Genomic DNA, 19172 nt, shown 5'->3' on the forward strand with positions numbered 1-19172 from the left:
TAATTGCCTCTATTATTATAATTAAAATTCAAAGCTAATGGAATTCAATTTTATTTACGTGGTACTGGGATTGGTTGTGTTGGCGATCCTCAGTGGTTTGTTTACGATCAACCAGGGATACATTGGAGTGATTACCCTGTTTGGCGGCTACCGGCGCATTGTAGGTCCGGGCCTGCATTTGAAGATCCCGTTTTTTGAAAAGGTAATGAAAAGAATATCGATTCAGAACCGTTCTGTGGAACTGGAATTTCAGGCGGTAACGCAGGATCAGGCCAATGTGTATTTTAAGGCGATGCTTTTATATGCTGTTCAGAATGAAACCGAAGACACAATTAAAAAAGTAGCTTTTAAATTTATTGGCGACCGGGATCTGATGCAGGCGCTGGTGCGTACTATCGAAGGAAACATTCGTGCATTTGTGGCTACAAAAAAACAAGCCGAAGTGCTGGGCCTGCGTCGGGAAATTGTGCAATATGTAAAAGTGGAAATCGATCATACCCTGGAAGAGTGGGGCTATCATCTGCTGGACCTGCAGATCAACGATATTACGTTTGACAAAATGATCCTGGATTCAATGAGCAAGGTGGTGGCCAGTAATAACCTGAAGGCGGCTGCGGAAAACGAAGGACAGGCCTTGCTGATCACCAAAACAAAATCGGCGGAGGCCGAAGGAAACGCAATCAAGATCAGCGCCGAGGCGGAGCGTGAAGCAGCAAAACTAAGAGGACAGGGAATTGCGCTGTTCCGCGAAGAAGTGGCAAGAGGGCTGTCTTCCGCTGCAGTGGAATTGCGCCAGGCGAACCTCGATACCAATTTTATTTTATTTAGCATGTGGACAGAAGCAATTAAGAATTTTGCCGAATACGGAAAAGGAAATGTGATTTTCCTGGACGGAAGTACCGAAGGAATGGAACATACGATGAAACAGTTTCAGGCAATGATGATGCGGAACGAGGCGATCCAGGATGGCAATACAGCGAGTTGATTTTTTGAACCATTAAGAGCCTAATTCCTAATGGCTTATTGTTTATCGTTTATCGTTTCCCGTTTGGTAGCTTTTACAAACCGTTCTTTGCCCTGCATATCGGTTTGAACAATTGTTGTGAAGCCACTGGCATTAAAAAGCGCATTGGTAGCGGCGCCCAGGCTTTCGTGAATTTCAACATAAATGGCGCCACCGGTGTTCAACAGTTGTTTCGCCGCGGCGGCTATCTTCCGGTAAAAGAGCAGCGGATCCTGATCCGGAACAAATAATGCCAGTGCCGGTTCGTAATCCACCACGTTAGGATTCATGGTGTACTTATCTTTTTCAGGAATATAAGGCGGATTGCTGATGAGGATATCTGCCTTCGGTAATAGCGACCAGCCGATTTCATTTAAAAAATCCAGTTGTATAAAATTGATCATTGCATTGTGGGTGCTTGCGTTCCTTTGGGCCACGACCAATGCCCCCGCGCTGATATCACAACTGGTAATAAGCGCCTGGGTTAGTTTCCGTTTCAAAATAATCGGGATGCAACCGCTGCCGGTGCCGATATCCAATATATTTAATGCCGGCTTTGTATTGTGCTCGCGGATGACCCAATGCACCAGTTCTTCCGTCTCGGGCCGTGGGATCAACACATTTTCATCAACATAAAAGGGGATATCATAAAACCAGGCCTCGTTTAAAATATATTGTATGGGCTCCTCCTGCAACAATCGTTTACTGATGTTTTCAAGGAATATTGCCTTGTTGGAAGGAAAAGCAGCATCGGCTTGATGATCGTTGCAATAATGAACGAGAAGGTTCCAGATATTCGCCGCTTCCTGTTTTTCATAGACGGCGCTTATTGTATCAATAAATTTATCTTTAAAACGATGCAGCTCCATTCTGCAAACTTAATTCATTTACATTTGTAAAAATGGAGCATACTGTCCATAGCAATTATTTACGGCGTTGTTTTCAGTTGGCACAATTGGGAGCAGGAAACGTAGCGCCCAATCCGATGGTGGGCGCTGTATTGGTGTTTGATGACAAAATTATAGGCGAAGGCTATCATCAGCGCTATGGAGAAGCGCATGCCGAAGTGCATTGTATTAACAATGCGTTGAAAAGCCATCCTGACCTGATCTGTCACTCCACTTTATATGTATCGTTGGAACCTTGTTCACATTTTGGCAAAACGCCGCCCTGTGCTGATCTGATCATCCAACACCGGATACCCAAAGTCGTCATCGGCTGCAGGGATAGCTTTGAGGCCGTGAACGGAAGGGGCGTAGAGCGATTGCGGAATGCGGGAGTAGCAGTCGTTGAACATATCCTGGAGCAGGAAGCGATGGCGTTGAATAAACGTTTTTTTACGTTTCATCAGTTAAAGCGTCCTTATATTATTTTAAAATGGGCGCAGACAAAAAATAATGTTATCGGTTCCAATGACGATGAGCGGTTGCTGATCACTTCTGCAGTTACCAATCGCCTCGTGCATCAATGGCGGACAGAAGAAGCGGCAATAATGGTTGGCGCCAAAACCGCAGTTAAAGACGATCCTTTGCTGGACAACAGGAACTGGTATGGGAACCCTCCTGTGAAAATTATTGTTTCCGCTTCCGGAAACCTGCCCGGTCATCTGAAGTTATTTCAATCGGGGGCACCCGTGCTTGTATTTACTACTCAGCAAGGTAAAGATGAGGGCCAAAAGCGTTTTATAAAAGTTGCTGCATCTGATTTTTTGGATGCAATGCTGCGTGAATTGCATCAATTGCAATTACAGAGCGTCCTGGTAGAAGGCGGCGCCCAATTGTTAAAATCCTTTATCGACGCAGGTTTGTGGGATGAGGCACGCGTTATAACCCATACCACCATGGTCGCAGCAAGTGGTGTGCAGGCCCCAAGGCTCCATAATGAGGCATTGCTGCAAACGGAAATTTTCTTAACGGATGAAGTAGCCATTTATAAAAATAATACAAATCATTTTATAGGATCTGATGGATAAAATGCATTATTACCAAACTATTGAAACCGGCGCCCAGGCTGAATATAAAGATAGAGGCAGCCGGTTTATTGCTTATACCTACCCGCTTAAAAACACAGACGAGTTTAAAAAGATCATTGCAGCCGTAAAGAAAGAGCACCCTAAAGCCAACCACCATTGTTTTGCCTACCGGTTGGGAACGGATGGTACGCAGTTCCGGGCAAGTGATGCAGGAGAACCTTCGGGAACGGCCGGCCGACCGATATTGGGTCAGATCGACAGCCGGAATGTAACAGACATTCTTATTGTGGTGGTTCGTTATTTTGGTGGAACCTTATTGGGCGTTCCCGGTTTGATCAATGCCTACAAAACGGCTGCAGCACTGGCTTTGCAGGTAACGCCGGTTGTGCGTAAGCCCATCCTGGATAAATTTAACCTGCAGTTTGATTATACACAGTTAAACCCTGTTATGACCATTGTGAAACAGTTTGATTGCAGTGTGCTCAAACAGGATGTTCAGTTGTTTTGCTCGCTGGATATCGGTATTCCTAAAAACAGGGTAACCGAGGCGATGCATCGATTGGGAGATATAGCAAATATTGCCATAAAGCCTTTGGAAGAAATTAAATAAACGCCCGACGGTGCTGCCCGCCTCTTAAATCTACCATTTGTTTTCCTTTCTGTCCATTGTTAATAAACAGGCGGCAAGGGAACTTTGCTGTAATAAAACAATAATTTATGGCAAAGGCATATTTAGAGATCACCCTTCAAATTGAAGCGGCAAACCGCGCAAATGCTGCGGCCGTTTATAGCAAGTATAAGGCTCCTTTCCTGGAAACGATTAAAGGCGCACTATCCAAAGAATTACTGATACATCCGGGGGATGTACAGGTACTGCATGGATTTGATGCTGCAACCCATGCACAGGAATATCTATTGAGCCCGCTTTTTAACGACGAAGTAGTGGTGGCGCTTAAACCTTATCTCAAGGGGCAACCGGACATTAAAATTTATGAAGTAGTCTGACTTTAGGGCGCCATTAAATCTTGAGTAATAAAAACCCAACAATACTGCCCGTCAATATAATTACAACCGTGTTTAGTCTTTTGGTAAACAGTGTGAAGGCAAGGCATAGCGCCAATACGGCGGCTCCCTGCCATTGGCGTATGGCCGCCGTAAAAAGGTGTACGCCCACAACAGCAATGATTGAAATGGAAGCAGCGCTTAGCCCGTCTAAAAATACCCGCAGCCTCTGACTTTTCCGGGCAGATGAAAGCAGTTTATGCAAGAAAAGGGAAATGAAAAAAGAAGGAAGAAAAATACCTGCAGTGGCGATCACTCCGCCCATGGTTCCCCCAACAAGATAACCGGCAAATGTGGCGCTCGATAGTATGGGGCCGGGTGTTATTTGACCGACTGCAATCGCATCCATTAATTGCTGGCGGCTGAGCCAGTGGTTATGACGCACCAGCGATTCATCCATATAGGCAAAGAGCACATAGCCGCTGCCATACAATACCGCGCCAATTTTAAAAAAGATAAAAAACAGCTTGCTCTCCGAAAACCGTGTGTTCAGTTGTAGCAGTAGCGGCGTAAACAATAAACCGGTAAAGACGGGTAATTTATTTTTTGTACTATAAATAAAATAGTTGACAAGGCCGGCAGCAATGATCAGCAATACTTCGTTCAAACCGTACAGCGAACCTGCAAAAACCAGAAGACATAGCAGGATAAGGACGGTATTATTTTTCAACGTCTTTTGCGACAACCGGAAAACCGTACCAATAACCAGCGCCGTTGTTGCTGGTCGTAGCCCGAAAATAAAACCCTGCACGTTGGGCAACGCGCTGTAATGCTGATAAAAATAGCCAAAAAGCAAACAGATCAGCATGGCTGGTAGTATATAACAAACGCCTGCTACTACCAGTCCCAATCTTCCGCCGCGTTCCTTTCCACAGTGCATGACTACTTCCACCGCGTTGGGTCCCGGAATGATATAAGACGCGCTCAGCACATCCATAAAATGCTGATGATCGATCCACTTTCTTCTGACTACCATTTCATTCTCTATGGTGGCCACCATGCCTGCAATGCCCCCGAACCCAATGCTGCCCAGCTTCAGACAGGAAACGGCGATCTCCTTTAATTGCTGCGCTTTGCTTTCTGTGTTATTTTCCTGAATGGGCAACGACATATATAAGATTCAAAGATAGACAGTGAAGGGTGAAATAAACTCCTGAATCGTAACGTAATTCAATTCATCGTCATGTTGATTTTTATTTGCGTTTAGAAAGCAATGAGGCGGTGACCGGTTATTATTTGTGGCGTCACCTCGGGTGAAGCGCAGCAGAACCGGGCGTCTCGAACCCTTTACAGGCATTACCTTCGATGAAATAGTTGCTCCGCTCGTTTTGCTTTGGGGCAAAACTTCGGTCGGAATGGCGTCCCCATATAAAGATTCATTTTTTAACCAAAAAGTTACAGCTTGCCCGCAACTGATTTAGCTGCAATAACGGCGCCCTCCATATAGCCGGGAAATGCCGAGGCTGTTTCTGTGCTGCAAAAGTATAGCCGGTCATTCATGTAAGACTCCAAAAATACCGGATGCCCATTGTTTTGGTGCGGGCGTAAAATAACCGGATCTCCTTCTATAATAAATTCGTCGTTCCATACTTTATCAAAATAGGAGACAGGGATTGCCATTTCCAGCCCCAGCAATTCACTAAGCTGTTGCAGCACCAATTCTTTGCGTATGTCCTGACTGTAGGATGCCGCGCCACTGTTTAAAAAGCCTGTGAAACCATATCGCTCGCCTGAAAAATTGGTATGATCATACATTTCTGTAACAATCCCGGCATGACTGTACAACATTCCGGAGTAACCTTTGTTTCTCCAAAAGGGCTCGGCATACTCCAACGTGAATTTTAAAGCACCGGCCATCCAGGTCTGAACCGTAGGGAGTACCTGCGCTACGGAATCCGGCAAGCCGGGTGAGAACCGGATCGCCGCTGCCGCTAATTGAGGTGGGATGCAGATCACCACGTGGTCCGTCTCGAAAGAACCATCAATTGTTGTCACTACAATAGTATTGGCGGTTTGATCAATGGCTGTCACCTTTTTATTAAAATGGCTGTTTTCAGGGTTGAGTTGCTGCGCTAATGCTTCAATGAGCATTTGTGTTCCCCCAGCTATCCGGTAAGAAGGGCTGGTGGCCCCGGGAACAAAAAATTCCTGTGGCGGCTCGAACGACTTGGTTTGAAAAAGACTAACGCCTTCCGAATGTTGGGGGTATTTTGCCAAGCCCAACTCATCCATTAACTCCAGTAAATTGCTATGTACGTCTGAGAACCAGGTGGCGCCCAGTTCTAAAGGAGTTTCCAAAGTGCCGGTAATCGTGTGTATCCGGCCGCCCAGGCGATCCGAGGCCTCCAGGATGGTGGCGTTAATATTTTTTTTTGAAGAAAAAATGCCAGCGCCAGACCACTCAGTCCGCCCCCGATTATAACTACACTCTTTTCCATTATGCGAAAATGCTTCTTTTGATCGATTATTTATTGGATAAACCAGCATTTTTATGGTAGAACTCAGCAAGAGAAAAAAACCGGCACATTAGGTTTTTGTAAATTAGCTGTTCAATGGCAAAAGAAAAAAACGATATTAATGAATATCATCTCAACAGGAATCAACCTGGCCTGTCGCAATTTGCGATTCATGATTTAAATAATTATCTAAAAGACCACGGGGGAGATACCAGGCGTCCGCATATTCATAGTTTTTACCAGATCATCTGGTTCAAAAGGGGAAGGGGAAAACATTTTGTTGATTTTAAAGCGTACGACGTTTTTAAGGATGCGTTGTTCTTTATTGCTAAAAATCAGGTGCATTATTTTGATGAGCATACGCATTATACAGGTGTTTTGATCCATTTTAATGAAACCTTTTTTGCGCAAAATGATAGTGAAACGGATTTCTTTTTGAAATGCAATATTTTCAATAACCCTTATCAGCAGCCATTTTGCCATGTTGACAATAAGATGCGTTTGGTGCTGGAAGAATATTTAAAGCAACTGTCAAGAGAATTGCAGCATCAGGATGTTTTTGGAAAAGAAGAATTATTAAGAGTCTATTTGAAGGCTTTTTTAATACAGGTGCAGCGGATAAAAAATAAGTTTGATAAAAATGAAAACAAGGGCTCGTTTGTTTTGGATGACAAAAAAGTACAGCTAGTAAAGTTTGTAAATCTTATTGAGGCGCATTACACCAAAGGGCTGAGTATATCAGAATATGCGGGGCTGCTTCATGTATCGCCGCGGACTTTGACTGACCTTACCAAACAGGCGCTTAACAAAACACCCTCACAATTGATACAGGAACGCATTATCCTGGAAGCGCAGCGTTTGTTGTTACATTCCAATCTTAATGTGAACCAAATCGGCTACCGGATTGGGTTTGACGATGCTTCTTATTTTGTAAAGTATTTTAAAAAGCACACCGGGACCGCACCGTTAGCGTTCCGGAAGTCTGTTTTGCCCGCAGATGGCATTGATTTACGCAAAGGCTGACCAAAACCTATCTTGCAATAAATGAATATTGGTGTGTGCTCTGTAAGGATAGGTTCAGAAAAGATCAGCGGGAAACGGATGTTCCGGTCTTACATATAAAACACATTAAACCGGTGCCCGTCCGGATCAGCAAAAACAAAACCATAATATGCTTTCCCAAATGTTTCCGGCTGGGAGATCAAATTTCCTCCTGCAGCTTCCACTTCTTTTGCCCAGGTATCCACATCGTCTTTGTTTGCAGCACCCAGCGTAAATATGATTTCGTTTGCGGTATGCGCATCGGCAATTACGCCTTTCATGCCGTCCCCGAGTACCTCTTTTAAGAAAAAGTGTATGACAAATTCATTTTCTCCAAAAAGAAAACTGGTCAGTTGCTCATTAGGAGCGCCATTGGGGGTAAAGCCCAGGTCGGTGTAAAACTTTGTTGTCCGCTTTAAATCCGTTACGGCCAGGTTGGCCCATATCTTTGTTGGATGCATAGCATTGTATTTCTGCAAAGCTATTGTTTAAGGCCGGTATTTTCGTATTGCAAAAGCGACATTATAAGGATGTATTTGAGACAGTTTTAGTTAAGTGAGCGGGTGTTTATCTTCCCGCAGATCAGCGCTGATGATTTCGCCGATTGACGCAGAATTTGATCAATTTGCCTAACTTCAGATATATATGAATTCAAAAAACGATGCATTCTCAATTCTTGAAAGGCATGTGCCGGATTACCTGCTTAGGGACTATACCGATGGCGTGCTCAGCCCGGAAAAGAATAAACTGTATGGGTTTGCTCTTACTGAAATTGTTCCCGATCAGGATGATCAATATTCGTATATTAACGAGTTTAGCTTTTATTCTACAATGGGATCAGAGCCCGAAAAAGAAAAAACATATAGCGATGATGGAAACACTTATCAATTTAAAGATAAGGAATTGTGTTTGCGGGAGGGTGTCTATAAATTCCTTGCAATAACTTTTTTTGGATGCCTGTATCAAGGACAATGGTATGTTTTTAAGGGGCTTCGTTTCTACGGTGCTTTGATCGGTAAAGAAGATATATTGAGCAGCTTGGCCACGGGTATAACCGACGGCAACGTTTTTGACAACACTGTTTATCGCCCTTTAGAGGAGTATTACTCATGTGGGCAACCAACGGATAACCCAGTTCGGAGGGGAATCGAGTTCCTTGAATTTGTTGGGATGCCGGAGTTGGCAGCCTATCATAAACAAGAAGCAAAACAGGATTTGCTGGCCGCGCATAAGGCCTATCTCAGGTTAGCAGTGTTTAAACCTTTTATGAATCGGTTACGGGCTGATAACTTTGAAGTGTTTAATAAATTTACCATACTGCATGGCTGGAATCTGTCTTTGATTTTTTCTTCCTCACGGGATTATGTTTTGATGCCCGTGGTTGTCATGAATGAAAAAAAAGAACACCACCTTTATTATTTTCTCTGGCACACGGAGGAGAAAAAGATGTACCGGTGGAATTATTTTAGTCTTAAAAATGTCGGCGAACGATGTCATTATGCAAATAAGATTATCGAAGACCTGTCGCAAATCAGTTATTGGGATCATGAAAATTACCTGGACTCCGACACTTGCACGTTAGACGATAATTATTTTTGGACACACTATGTTCTGGGAAAAGATAATGACCATTATCGCTACCTGATGCACATGGAATTTGAATCCTTATAACTAATCGATTCGCTCAAAAGCCGTAAAATGATGCCGGGGCTCAAAGTGGTTCCAGATAATACTGGCCAGCTTGCGTGTCAACACTTCCGCTTCGTTATTGTCTGTCCAGCTACGGTCTTTATTATTCTTGGTCAGAATACAAAATACAAAATCCCCCCCCGGCGCATTCACCAACACTACCTCGCCCCGGGCATCGTCTATCGATCCGGTTTTGCAAATGGTGCTCACGGTGGCTGGAAGCTGGGATAAAGAGCGGCCATTGTAAAATTGATTTTTTAAATAGCGGTACATTTTATCGGAGTAGCGGGCATCAATCACTTTTCCTTGCCGGATCAACGTAAACAACTGCGCCATTTCTTTGGGTGTGGTTTGTCCCCAGCCGTATTTTTTCCAGATATCCTCCCGGCCCGCCGTGCGCGAGTTTACTTTTGTATGGGGCAGCCCCAATTGATCCATCAATGGATTTACAGTTGCGCCGCCACCCGCCAGTTCCTGCAGCCAGATGGCTGCCACATTATCGCTGTAGGTCAACATCAAAGAGATCATGGTCGACAGATCCGTACGCGCACTGTCCTTATAAAACTGCATTAGTCCCGAACCACCATAGGCGCGTTTGGCATTATATACAAACTCCTGCGATAATTTTAAATCACCTTTAGCTATCTTTTGAAACACACCCGCCAGCAAGGGCACTTTCACGATACTGGCGGTGGGAAATATAGTATCAGCATTTATTGCTACCGATTTATTCTTTTTCAAATGATGCACATACACTCCCACGTCGCCGTGGAAGCCGCTGATGGCGCTTTCAATTAATGCTTTTAATTTTTTATCTTCTTTTTGAGCGTGGCTCAGGGTGTGTATAAACACCACACTGGCAAGCAGGATATATTTTAGCATGAATAAACAGGTTTTCACAAATATAAGAAAAGCTGTTGCAATATTTTGGGCGTGCCCCTGGTATAGGACAGGAGGGGATTATCTGAAAGATGGAGTTTTGCAGTGCCCATACCAGGGTCGGGTTATTCGCTGCAAGTCCGCCGCAGAGCTGTCGCACGAAAGCTTCAGCGGGCTTTCCGCTGCTACCCCTCACGCGGCACTTCGTTGAAAATGATGAGCTGTTTTTAAAAGAAGATTATAACAGGCGGTCAACCAAATGAGTTGCTTAAGGCCCGCCGGGCCTGCCGGTTGGTAGTCCCAAAGTAAACGAATGTTTATGCCCCGTCAGGGACGTTTGGTGAAAGGCGACAGTTATTACGTTTGTTTAAGAGTATCCTGTTCAATAAAAAGCATTTATCCTCACACCACGCTGATCAAAGGCCCGTCAGTCCTCGCTTGCAGCCTGCCTATAGGTTTTAAAGTATAACCCTGCTCCTGCATCAATTGCTCAAAAGTATCCATTCCGGATTCTTTAACGGCCACCAGCAGTCCGCCGCTGGTTTGCGGGTCGGCAAGAATTTGTTGCTGCCGTTCCGTCACCGGCCCGATCTTACTGCCATAACTGTTCCAGTTGCGGGTGGTGCCGCCGGGAATACAGCCCAGGTCCAGGTAATAGGGGATCGATGGGATCACCGGAACCTTTTCAAATTCAATTATAGCGGAAAGCCCGCTGCCTTCGCACATTTCAGATAAATGCCCTAACAGGCCAAAACCTGTAACATCCGTTAACGCCGTCACCGCATCCAGTTTACCCAGGCGTTCGCCGGGTTGGTTCAGGGTGGTCATGCTTTTTAGGGCGATGGCGGCATCTCCCGGTTTTAATACCCCCCGTTTTTGAGCGGTAGATAATACGCCCACGCCCAAAGCTTTTGTAAGATATAGCCGGCAGCCGGCAGTAGCCGTTGCATTCCGCTTCAGATCGGTTGTAGCCACCAGTCCGTTTACTGCCAGGCCAAATACGGGCTCCGGGCAATCAATGCTATGCCCGCCAGCCAGCGTAATTCCGGCTGCGGCACATACCGCCCGGGCGCCATCCAGCACCTGGCCTGCAACTTCCGGCGGCAGTTTATCAATCGGCCAGCCCAGGATCGCGATGGCCAATACCGGCTTTCCGCCCATGGCATATACATCGCTGATGGCATTGGTGGCCGCAATGCGCCCAAAATCATACGCATCATCCACGATCGGCATAAAAAAATCGGTAGTAGAAATAAGGGCCATGCCATTGCCCAGGTCCAGCACCGCGGCATCGTCGCGCTTATCATTACCCACCAGCAAACGGGGATCAGGCAGGGTCGCAGCGGTTGCCGTATGTAATATTTTATCCAGCAATGCCGGACTGATCTTGCAGCCGCAACCAGCGCCGTGAGAGTATTGCGTAAGTTTAACTGTTGTTTCCATTCAATAAATCAAAACCTGTTTATGCAGGCAGGGTGGTTATAAAATTGATTAATTTTCGACTATCGGCCTCGGGGTCATCGCCGGCCGCATCCAATGGAAATACATGGTCAGCCGCGCGAAGGCTCAATCCCTTGCGATAGGCCTTGTCGTAATAAACCAATGCGATCCGGATAAAATCAGCCATCCGCCCCTCATGGATAGCAGTAATAGCCTGCGTTGTTTGTAAGGGACCCAGCCGTTTTTGAATGCGCCCGGTGCTCTCAGCCAGAAAATCGGGATCCAGGTTACCATAATCTTGCAACAGTGTTTGCACGCGCTGTTCCACCGGAACCTGCAGGTCAATCAGTACAGCGCTGCGCATTTGTTGCCATAGCGGTCCTGGAATGCAGCGCCGGCCGATCTTCTGGCATTCGTCCTCCAGCCAGAGTGGTGCGAGGGGATCCAGGTCTTTCAATTGCCAGGCCAGATCATTTTCAAATTGCTCCTGTGTGGGTTGCACCATTTTGTTCAGACTGCCATAGGCAGAGCCCTGATGTTGCGCAAGGGCTTCCAGGTCTATTGCCTGCTGCCCATGTGTGTTCATATATTGCAACAAGCGGGTTTTGCCGGAGCCGGTCATGCCTCCCAGGATGCGCAAATGATAGCTTCGTTCAAACTGGTCGTGCGCCCAGCGCCGGTAGGCCTTATAACCACCGGAGACCTGATACACTTCAAATCCGTATAAACTGAGGGCCCAGGCCATGGAGCCGCTGCGCATGCCGCCCCGCCAGCAATGTACGGCAATGCGTTTATCCGGGGCTATTTCGAGGCAACTGCGGATAAAGCCCGACCATTTGGAACCGGTTAGGTCAAAACCCAGCAGTATCGCTGCTTCGCGACCTACCTGCTTGTAAGTGGTGCCTACCTGCACGCGCTCTTCATTGCTGAACAGGGGTATATTGAAGGCCCCGGGCACGTGACCTTGTGCAAATTCCGCAGGGGTGCGCACATCTGCCAGCGGCAGCGCAGTGGCCTGCCCGATCCAATCGGCTATGGTAATGGATTGTGTCATTTTTTCCGGGGGCAAAGGTAGCGTATTTAGGATGTACGGGAAGGATTTAACCGCGAAAACTGCCATCCCGATAGCGATCGCATGCGCGTCAGGCTAAGCGCGACGTTCAATCTGCTGGAACTGCAACTACACCAGCATTTGGGCCATTTCAGCTCCAGTTAGGAGCGTTGTGTTTATAGCAATCGCAATGGTATTTGTGCGGGCTCCGGTAGGACGCCCCGTATTTACGAGGCACCTGACGGAGCCGATACGTTGTGTAGATGGTCATAAATACTATAAACACGCGGCGCTTACAGCGCCTGAATCGTGTTCCTTACCTTGACGCGCATGCGATAGCCATCGGGACACGAATGAATAATTTATCGTACTGTTCTCAAAGAAAATAAACACGAATCTGGGGCTGATCAAAAGCCTCCAATTGATGCTTAGCAAGGAATCTGGTAAAGAAGATTTTTCCGATTTTATCCCATTAACAACAAATTTCCCGCGGACTTCGCAGAGGAAAGAGCGGTAATCCAAGCCCCGCCGTCAGCGAGGGTCTGCGCCAATCTACGAACTTAGAAATACCTTTTAATCGCCACATTCGTGCATTCTGTACAACAAAGTCGTTTAAACTGATTTTTAACCACATAGATACAGTAGAAATCATAGCGTTCAAGGCGGCATAGATTCCCCGCCGCGGCGGGAAACATAGCTAATGTGTTTTTATGTTCCCTGTTATCTATATACCCTATGTATCTATCCCGCTGTGCGGGACAAGTTATGGTTTAAAAAATTCTGTTGTATCCTTAAATCATGCTGCAACGCAGAACGATGGAACTGTGTCCGCCTCTGGAGGATTCGTGGCATTAATCAATCCCATTGTAAACAATAAAACCTCGCGCCATCGCGCCTTTGCGGTTTAATATAGTTTCAATCTAGTGTTCATCGCCCGTATTGGTCATTTTGGCCAGGATAAAGAAAGCGCCTTTGGTTACTACCGGGGCGCCGGGCGGTATGGCTACAAGTAAGGTTATCTGTGTATACCCAACATCAGTAACACCCTTCGCTACAGGGATCATTTTAAAATATACTTCTTTTTTATCGGCATCCTTCTTTGGTTCATCCACAATAAAAATATAATCCTTTCCCTGGTAATTAATGATAGCGTCATTAGGGATAGCGGGAGCGGTTTGTTGGCTCAGACTTACGGTAGCTGTTACGCCCATGCCGTCTATTAATCCGGTTTTATTACCGGTTACGGAAGCATGAATGGGAATGGATTTTGTGTCGCCCTCAAAAGCGGTACCAATAGAAAAAACAGTAGCATCATATTCTTTGCCCGGATTGTTCGTTAAAGTAAAATGTATGGTTTGACCTTTTTGTATATGGGGCAGATCTTTTTCGTACACGCTTAGGTCAAGATGCAGTTGCGAATTATTGACTACTTCGGCAATGGGGCTGGTTACATCTACATTGCTGCCAATTTGAACGGTGATCTTGCTGACGGTGCCGCTGATAGGTGTACGTACGGGTAACACCGCAGAAAACTGCCGTGAACCGCCCACCAGGCTTAGCTGCTGCTGAATGCCGGCGCGCTGGCTTTTCAAAGTCTTCAACTCGGTTTCCGCGCGCTGGTAGTTTTTAAGCGGCGCGGCGTTCCCTTTATACAGGTCTTCCTGGCGCTTGGTTTCTATTGTTGCCAATTGGATCTGGGCGTTCAACTGCTGCAATTGCTGTTGCAGCGGAATAAGCCCCGGGTTTGTTACAGTAGCCAGCACCTGCCCTTTGGTCACAAAGCTTCCCGGGCGTACCGTAAGGGTACGTACCACACCGCCGGAGAGGGGCGTAATAAAAGCTTTATTCTCATTAGGCACCGTAAGCATACCGGTGGCTTTTATGGTATTGGTTAATTCTTTATTCTCAATGCTGCCCAACTGCATCCCGATAGCCTGCATCTGGCTTTCCGTAAGGGAGAGCCCTTCCTCCTCATGATTGGTTGCTGTTGCGGCGGCCTCTGGCTCGCTGTTATTTTTTTATTATTGGTACAGGACAACAATACCGTTAATGCCAGGAAAAATATAGAGATCGGTTTAAACATCGTTGTTGGTTTATAAGTTGATAAAATAGAGGTATTGAATAACTGCCTGGTTATACTTATTCAACGCGTCCAGGTAGCTTTTTTGCATATCAGTAGCCTGGTTCAGGTATTGCGTCAATTCCATAAAACTCAGCTCACCGCCCTTGTATCCCAGCACAGCGGCTTTTATAATTTCCCCGGCCTGCTTTAAGCCATTGGATTCATAATATTGTACCATGGCATCCGCCTGTGCAATAGCGGTTTGCGCCTGTTTCTTTTGGCTGCTTATGCGTTGTTCCTGCAGCTCGCCTTTTTTTTGTTGCAGCTCCAGGTCGGCTTTAGCTACATTTATTTTTTGCCTGTTAGCCCCCGCATTAAACAAGGGAATGCCCACGGATACCGAAAAGCCGCTGTAGGGTTCCCTTATACCGTACAATGCCTGTGAAAAAAAACGCCCGGAAAGTTCCGGCCGGTTCTCGTTTTTTTGCACCATTATACCTGATGCAGCGATGTTGAGCTGCTGTTGCTGCAATGCCAGCAGGGGATGCGCCGTAACTGTATCCCCGGCCTCCAGCGTTATTTTTTGCAACGGGCTGTTCAACGGCAGCACGGACTGTTGCGTATTCAACAAAAGCATCAACTGTTGCTGCTGAAGGATCCTTTCGTTTATAATTTCCTGCTGCTGTGCCTGTAATTCCTTAAAGCGTACGTCGGCCGCGATCTTTTCAATGCCGGCCGCTTCGCCCTTATTATAACGTAAGGTTGCTGCCTGTAACAATGATTTGTAAATGCTATCCATCTGCTGATATAACCCGGACCGGTTCTGTAAATACCATAGTTGATAATAAGCCATACGCACTTCTTTCTTTAGCTGGGCATCAATAGCCGCCCGGTTCAGCTCATAATATTTTGCCTGCTCCTTCAGATAAATCCGCCTGGCCTTATAAACACCGGGCCAGGCTACCGATTGTGATACACCTATTTTCAGGATGCCTTTGGAGTTGCCCGCCTGCAGGTCTTCATTCTCTGCAAATACGCCGGTATTGGGCACCGCGGCTGCCGTTCCCACTGCAGCCCGCGATTTTTTTATTTCGGCATCATTCACTTTGAACTCAAGATTCCCGTTTTGGGCAAGCTGCAATGCTTCGTCAATACTAACCCGCTGGGCAAAGACAGGCAGCGTGCCGGTTGTAAAAAATAATAATAAAATATATCGGTTCATTTTTTTTATTTCTATGCTTTTTAATAAACAGAGTATTAGGCTCCAGGCTTTAGCGCCACTATGGACTTTACCTGCCCCGATACCTATCGGGGCTCACTTGTACTTTAGCACTACTATCAACTGTTGGACTCTTTTTCATTTTTACGGGCGAATAAAATGTACAAACAGGGAAGGACGATTAAAGTAAGCGCCGTGGCAGATACCAGCCCGCCAATTACAACGGTAGCCAGCGGTCGTTGTACTTCCGCACCGGCACCCCGGCTTAAGGCCATCGGCAAAAAGCCCAAAGAGGCCACTGCAGCCGTCATTAACACGGGACGCAGGCGGATCATGGCTCCTTTGATCACTCTTTGATAAATATCCGCTTCCCCCGCTTTCTTTAAAGTATTGAAGGTGCCTATCAAAACAATACCGTTTAATACTGCCACGCCGAATAACGCAATAAAACCAACACCTGCTGAAATACTGAAATTCATGCCGCGTAGTAATAAGGCGGCTATGCCCCCGATAGCACTTAAGGGAATGGCGGTAAAAATAAGCAGGGCTTGTTTTGTCGAATGAAATGTAAAATACAACAAGGCAAAAATTAAGAGCAAAGCAACAGGTACGGCGATCTGCAGCCGTGCAGATGCGTCCTGCAGGTTTTGAAAGGAACCTCCGAAAGTAGTATAATAGCCCGGGGGCAGTTTAAACCTGGGTGTTGCTAATAACTTTTGAATGTCCTTTACAACCGTTTCCACATCGCGGTTGCGCACACTAAAACCGATCACGATCCTGCGTTTGGCATCTTCCCTTGTTATTTGTGCTGGCCCTTCTTTAAAAGCAACAGTGGCCATTTCAGACAACGGCACCTGTCGCCCGTTGGGCAGGGGCACAAAAAGCGCTGCAACGGATGCTAATGAGCTTCGGTAAGCACTGTCTACCCGCACCACCAGGTCAAACCTGCGTTCATTTTCGAAAATAACCCCTGCCGATTGGCCGGCGAATGCTGCCGTAACCACCTGGTTGATCGCTTCAATATTTAAGCCATAGCTTGCAATTTTGGGACGGTCGTATTCGATGGTGATTTGCGGCAATCCGGCAATGCGCTCTATCTGGGGAGAAGATACCCCGTTTACTTTTTTGATCGCCTGGGTTATCTTTTGTGCCTGTTCCAACAGCGTATCCAGATTTTCTCCAAAGATCTTAATAGCCACATCCTGCTTTACGCCCGTCATCAGTTCATTAAAACGCATTTGTATGGGCTGGCTTGGTTCGGCAATTACCCCGGGAAGCGTTTCCAGCTTTTCTTTCATCAGGGCCGCGAGTTCATTATAGTCGCGGGTCGTTTGCCATTCTTTTTTATCTTTTAACACAACGATCAGGTCGGTGGCATTCATCGGCATGGGGTCGGTTGCCACATCCGCCGATCCGGTTTTACCAACGACCATTTTTACTTCGGGAAAACTGCGTAACAATTTTTCGCCCTGCATTACGGTTTCAACGGTTTGGGCCAGCGATGTTCCCTGGGGTAGCACAAATTCTATTGCGTAATCGCCTTCCTCCAGACTGGGAATAAATTCGCCGCCTGTTTTTGTAAAAAGGAATACGCTTATCGCAAATAATCCGAATGTTACCCATACGATCCCTTTTCGTATTGCCAGCGCTTTCAGTAAAACGGGCCGGTAAAACCGCTGCAGTGCCTGCATCATCCGGTCGGAAAGAGTGGCCGTGTGCCCGGGCTTCTTTGATAAAAATAATGCACTTACCATGGGGATATAGGTTAAAGAAAGTACTAGCGCGCCCAGTATCGCGAAACTTACGGTCTGTGCCATGGGCCGGAACATTTTCCCTTCAATACCCGCCAGGGTCAGGATGGGCAGGTATACGATCAGGATGATCACTTCCCCAAATGCCGCGCTGGATCGTATTTGTGAGGCTGAATTATATACTTCAAGATCCATTTCCGCCTGCGTGCGCTTCCGGTTGAATTTACCGCTGTAAAGATGATGGAGCGTTGCTTCTACAATAATAACCGCCCCGTCTACGATCAGTCCGAAATCGATGGCCCCCAGGCTCATAAGGTTGGCGCTTACCCCAAACAGGTTCATCATACCCAGCGCAAACAAAAGCGAAAGCGGAATAGCGGAAGCTACGATCAGGCCGGCACGCAGGTTGCCCAAAAACAAGAGCAGTACAAAGATGACGATAAGCGCGCCTTCGATCAGGTTCTTCTCAACCGTACCAATGGCCTTTTTTACCAGTTGGCTCCGGTCCAGAAAAGGCTCTACCACAATATCTTCCGGCAGTGATTTTTGAATAGCTGCCATACGCTCTTTTACGCGGTTCACCACTTCGTTACTGTTGGCGCCTTTTAGCATTAGTACAATGCCCCCCACCACTTCTTTTTCTCCATTGTAGGTGAGGGCCCCATAACGGGGCGGCGATCCGAAGCCCACCGTGGCTACGTCGCGGATCAATACAGGGGTGCCGTTACTTGCGGTCTTTACCAGTATATTTTCAATATCCCTGAAATCCTTCGCCATGCCAATGCCCCTGATGAAATAGGCATTGGGTTTTTTATCGATGTAAGCGCCGCCGGTGTTCTGATTATTCTTTTCCAGCGCCGCAAGCACTTCGGGCAGTGTTACGTTCATGGCCTGCAGGCGATCAGGGTTCAAACTTACTTCATATTGTTTGGTCTGCCCGCCAAATCCGCTGATCTCCGCCACGCCTTCAACACCCGCCAGTTGGCGGCTTACGATCCAGTCCTGCAACGTGCGCAGGTCCATAGGTGTGTATTTTTGTTCACTCCCTTTCTTTGGATGCAACATATACTGATATATCTCCCCCAGTCCGGTAGTTACAGGGGCTATGGACGGACTTCCCATACCAGCGGGAATTTCTTTCTCCGCGTCTTTCAGTTTTTCGCCGATTAATTGCCGTGCAAAATATATGTTCACTTTGTCTTTGAAAACAAGCGTAATGACGCTTAATCCGAAACGGGAAAAAGAACGCATCTCTACCATGTCGGGAAGGTTGGCCATCACCCGTTCAATAGGGCTGGTGACAAATTGCTCCACCTCCTGCGCCGCCAATGTTGGGGATTGGGTAATAATTTGCACCTGGTTATTCGTTATATCCGGTAACGCATCAATCGGGAGGCGGCTAGCGCTCCATACTCCCCAAACGATCAGCATTAGTGTACCTGCACTAATGATCAGTTTGTTTTTGATGCTGAAGAAAATAATTCTGTTCAGCACGTAAACTAAAATTTATGTAAAAAATAGTATTAAAAGGCATTCAAATAGTTTTG

The 19172-nt window shown here is 46.5% G+C and carries 16 protein-coding genes; 6 read left to right on the forward strand and 10 right to left on the reverse strand.

The genetic code is table 11. The annotated features are described in order from the left end of the window. The first annotated feature begins 37 nt into the window (after window positions 1–37). Window positions 38–985, forward strand: a complete 948-nt coding sequence (locus tag NIASO_RS04025; RefSeq protein WP_008583284.1) for an SPFH domain-containing protein — start codon at window positions 38–40, stop codon at window positions 983–985. 35 nt (window positions 986–1020) lie between these two features. Here NIASO_RS04025 and prmC read toward each other — a convergent pair whose 3' ends face one another. After that, entirely contained in the window at window positions 1021–1872 is an 852-nt protein-coding gene (gene prmC / locus NIASO_RS04030; protein ID WP_008583282.1) for a peptide chain release factor N(5)-glutamine methyltransferase, read from the reverse strand. 32 nt (window positions 1873–1904) lie between these two features. On the opposite strand from prmC, the gene ribD reads away from it, so the two are divergent. From ribD to NIASO_RS04045, 3 genes are all read left to right on the forward strand, one after another. After that, window positions 1905–2975, forward strand: coding sequence for a bifunctional diaminohydroxyphosphoribosylaminopyrimidine deaminase/5-amino-6-(5-phosphoribosylamino)uracil reductase RibD (gene ribD, locus NIASO_RS04035; RefSeq protein WP_008583281.1), 1071 nt, complete (start codon window positions 1905–1907; stop codon window positions 2973–2975). After that, window positions 2968–3585: an IMPACT family protein gene (locus NIASO_RS04040; RefSeq protein ID WP_008583279.1), complete on the forward strand. Its 618-nt coding sequence runs from the start codon at window positions 2968–2970 to the stop codon at window positions 3583–3585. The genes ribD and NIASO_RS04040 overlap by 8 nt, the downstream gene beginning before the upstream one ends. Window positions 3586–3692: 107 nt before the next feature. Then, complete coding sequence (locus NIASO_RS04045) at window positions 3693–3980, forward strand: hypothetical protein (protein ID WP_008583277.1); 288 nt, start codon at window positions 3693–3695, stop codon at window positions 3978–3980. Between the two features lie 13 nt (window positions 3981–3993). Here NIASO_RS04045 and chrA read toward each other — a convergent pair whose 3' ends face one another. Both chrA and NIASO_RS04055 read right to left on the reverse strand, forming a co-directional pair. After that, window positions 3994–5148 carry a chromate efflux transporter gene (gene chrA / locus NIASO_RS04050; protein WP_008583276.1) on the reverse strand — a complete coding sequence of 385 codons (1155 nt, stop codon included), beginning with the start codon at window positions 5146–5148 and terminating at the stop codon, window positions 3994–3996. Between the two features lie 284 nt (window positions 5149–5432). After that, a complete protein-coding gene (locus NIASO_RS04055; protein WP_008583274.1) occupies window positions 5433–6524 on the reverse strand; it encodes a flavin monoamine oxidase family protein in 1092 nt (363 codons plus the stop codon). Window positions 6525–6589: 65 nt separating this feature from the next. On the opposite strand from NIASO_RS04055, the gene NIASO_RS04060 reads away from it, so the two are divergent. Next, window positions 6590–7516, forward strand: coding sequence for an AraC family transcriptional regulator (locus NIASO_RS04060; RefSeq protein WP_008583272.1), 927 nt, complete (start codon window positions 6590–6592; stop codon window positions 7514–7516). Window positions 7517–7605: 89 nt separating this feature from the next. On the opposite strand, the gene NIASO_RS04065 is transcribed toward NIASO_RS04060, so the two are convergent. Beyond that, complete coding sequence (locus NIASO_RS04065; RefSeq protein WP_008583271.1) at window positions 7606–7995, reverse strand: VOC family protein; 390 nt, start codon at window positions 7993–7995, stop codon at window positions 7606–7608. Window positions 7996–8179: 184 nt separating this feature from the next. Here NIASO_RS04065 and NIASO_RS04070 point away from each other — a divergent pair, with 184 nt between their 5' ends. Further along, window positions 8180–9205 carry a hypothetical protein gene (locus NIASO_RS04070; protein WP_008583269.1) on the forward strand — a complete coding sequence of 342 codons (1026 nt, stop codon included), beginning with the start codon at window positions 8180–8182 and terminating at the stop codon, window positions 9203–9205. Here the strand turns inward: NIASO_RS04070 and NIASO_RS04075 are convergent, their stop codons facing one another. From NIASO_RS04075 to NIASO_RS04110, 6 genes are all read right to left on the reverse strand, one after another. Beyond that, window positions 9206–10105: a serine hydrolase gene (locus NIASO_RS04075; protein ID WP_008583267.1), complete on the reverse strand. Its 900-nt coding sequence runs from the start codon at window positions 10103–10105 to the stop codon at window positions 9206–9208. A gap of 399 nt (window positions 10106–10504) precedes the next feature. Further along, window positions 10505–11545, reverse strand: coding sequence for a selenide, water dikinase SelD (selD, locus tag NIASO_RS04085; RefSeq protein ID WP_008583266.1), 1041 nt, complete (start codon window positions 11543–11545; stop codon window positions 10505–10507). Between the two features lie 19 nt (window positions 11546–11564). Next, window positions 11565–12596: a tRNA 2-selenouridine(34) synthase MnmH gene (mnmH, locus tag NIASO_RS04090; protein ID WP_025298693.1), complete on the reverse strand. Its 1032-nt coding sequence runs from the start codon at window positions 12594–12596 to the stop codon at window positions 11565–11567. 917 nt (window positions 12597–13513) lie between these two features. After that, the gene (locus tag NIASO_RS04100) at window positions 13514–14533 is read right to left on the reverse strand and encodes an efflux RND transporter periplasmic adaptor subunit (protein WP_008583263.1); all 1020 of its coding nucleotides are present in this window, start codon (window positions 14531–14533) and stop codon (window positions 13514–13516) included. Between the two features lie 153 nt (window positions 14534–14686). Continuing rightward, on the reverse strand, window positions 14687–15877 hold the full coding sequence (locus NIASO_RS04105; RefSeq protein ID WP_008583262.1) for a TolC family protein: 1191 nt from the start codon (window positions 15875–15877) through the stop codon (window positions 14687–14689). A 116-nt stretch (window positions 15878–15993) separates the two neighbouring features. After that, window positions 15994–19119, reverse strand: coding sequence for an efflux RND transporter permease subunit (locus NIASO_RS04110; RefSeq protein ID WP_008583260.1), 3126 nt, complete (start codon window positions 19117–19119; stop codon window positions 15994–15996). Window positions 19120–19172: the final 53 nt, after the last annotated feature.

Source organism: Niabella soli DSM 19437 (assembly GCF_000243115.2).
GTDB classification, from domain to species: domain Bacteria; phylum Bacteroidota; class Bacteroidia; order Chitinophagales; family Chitinophagaceae; genus Niabella; species Niabella soli.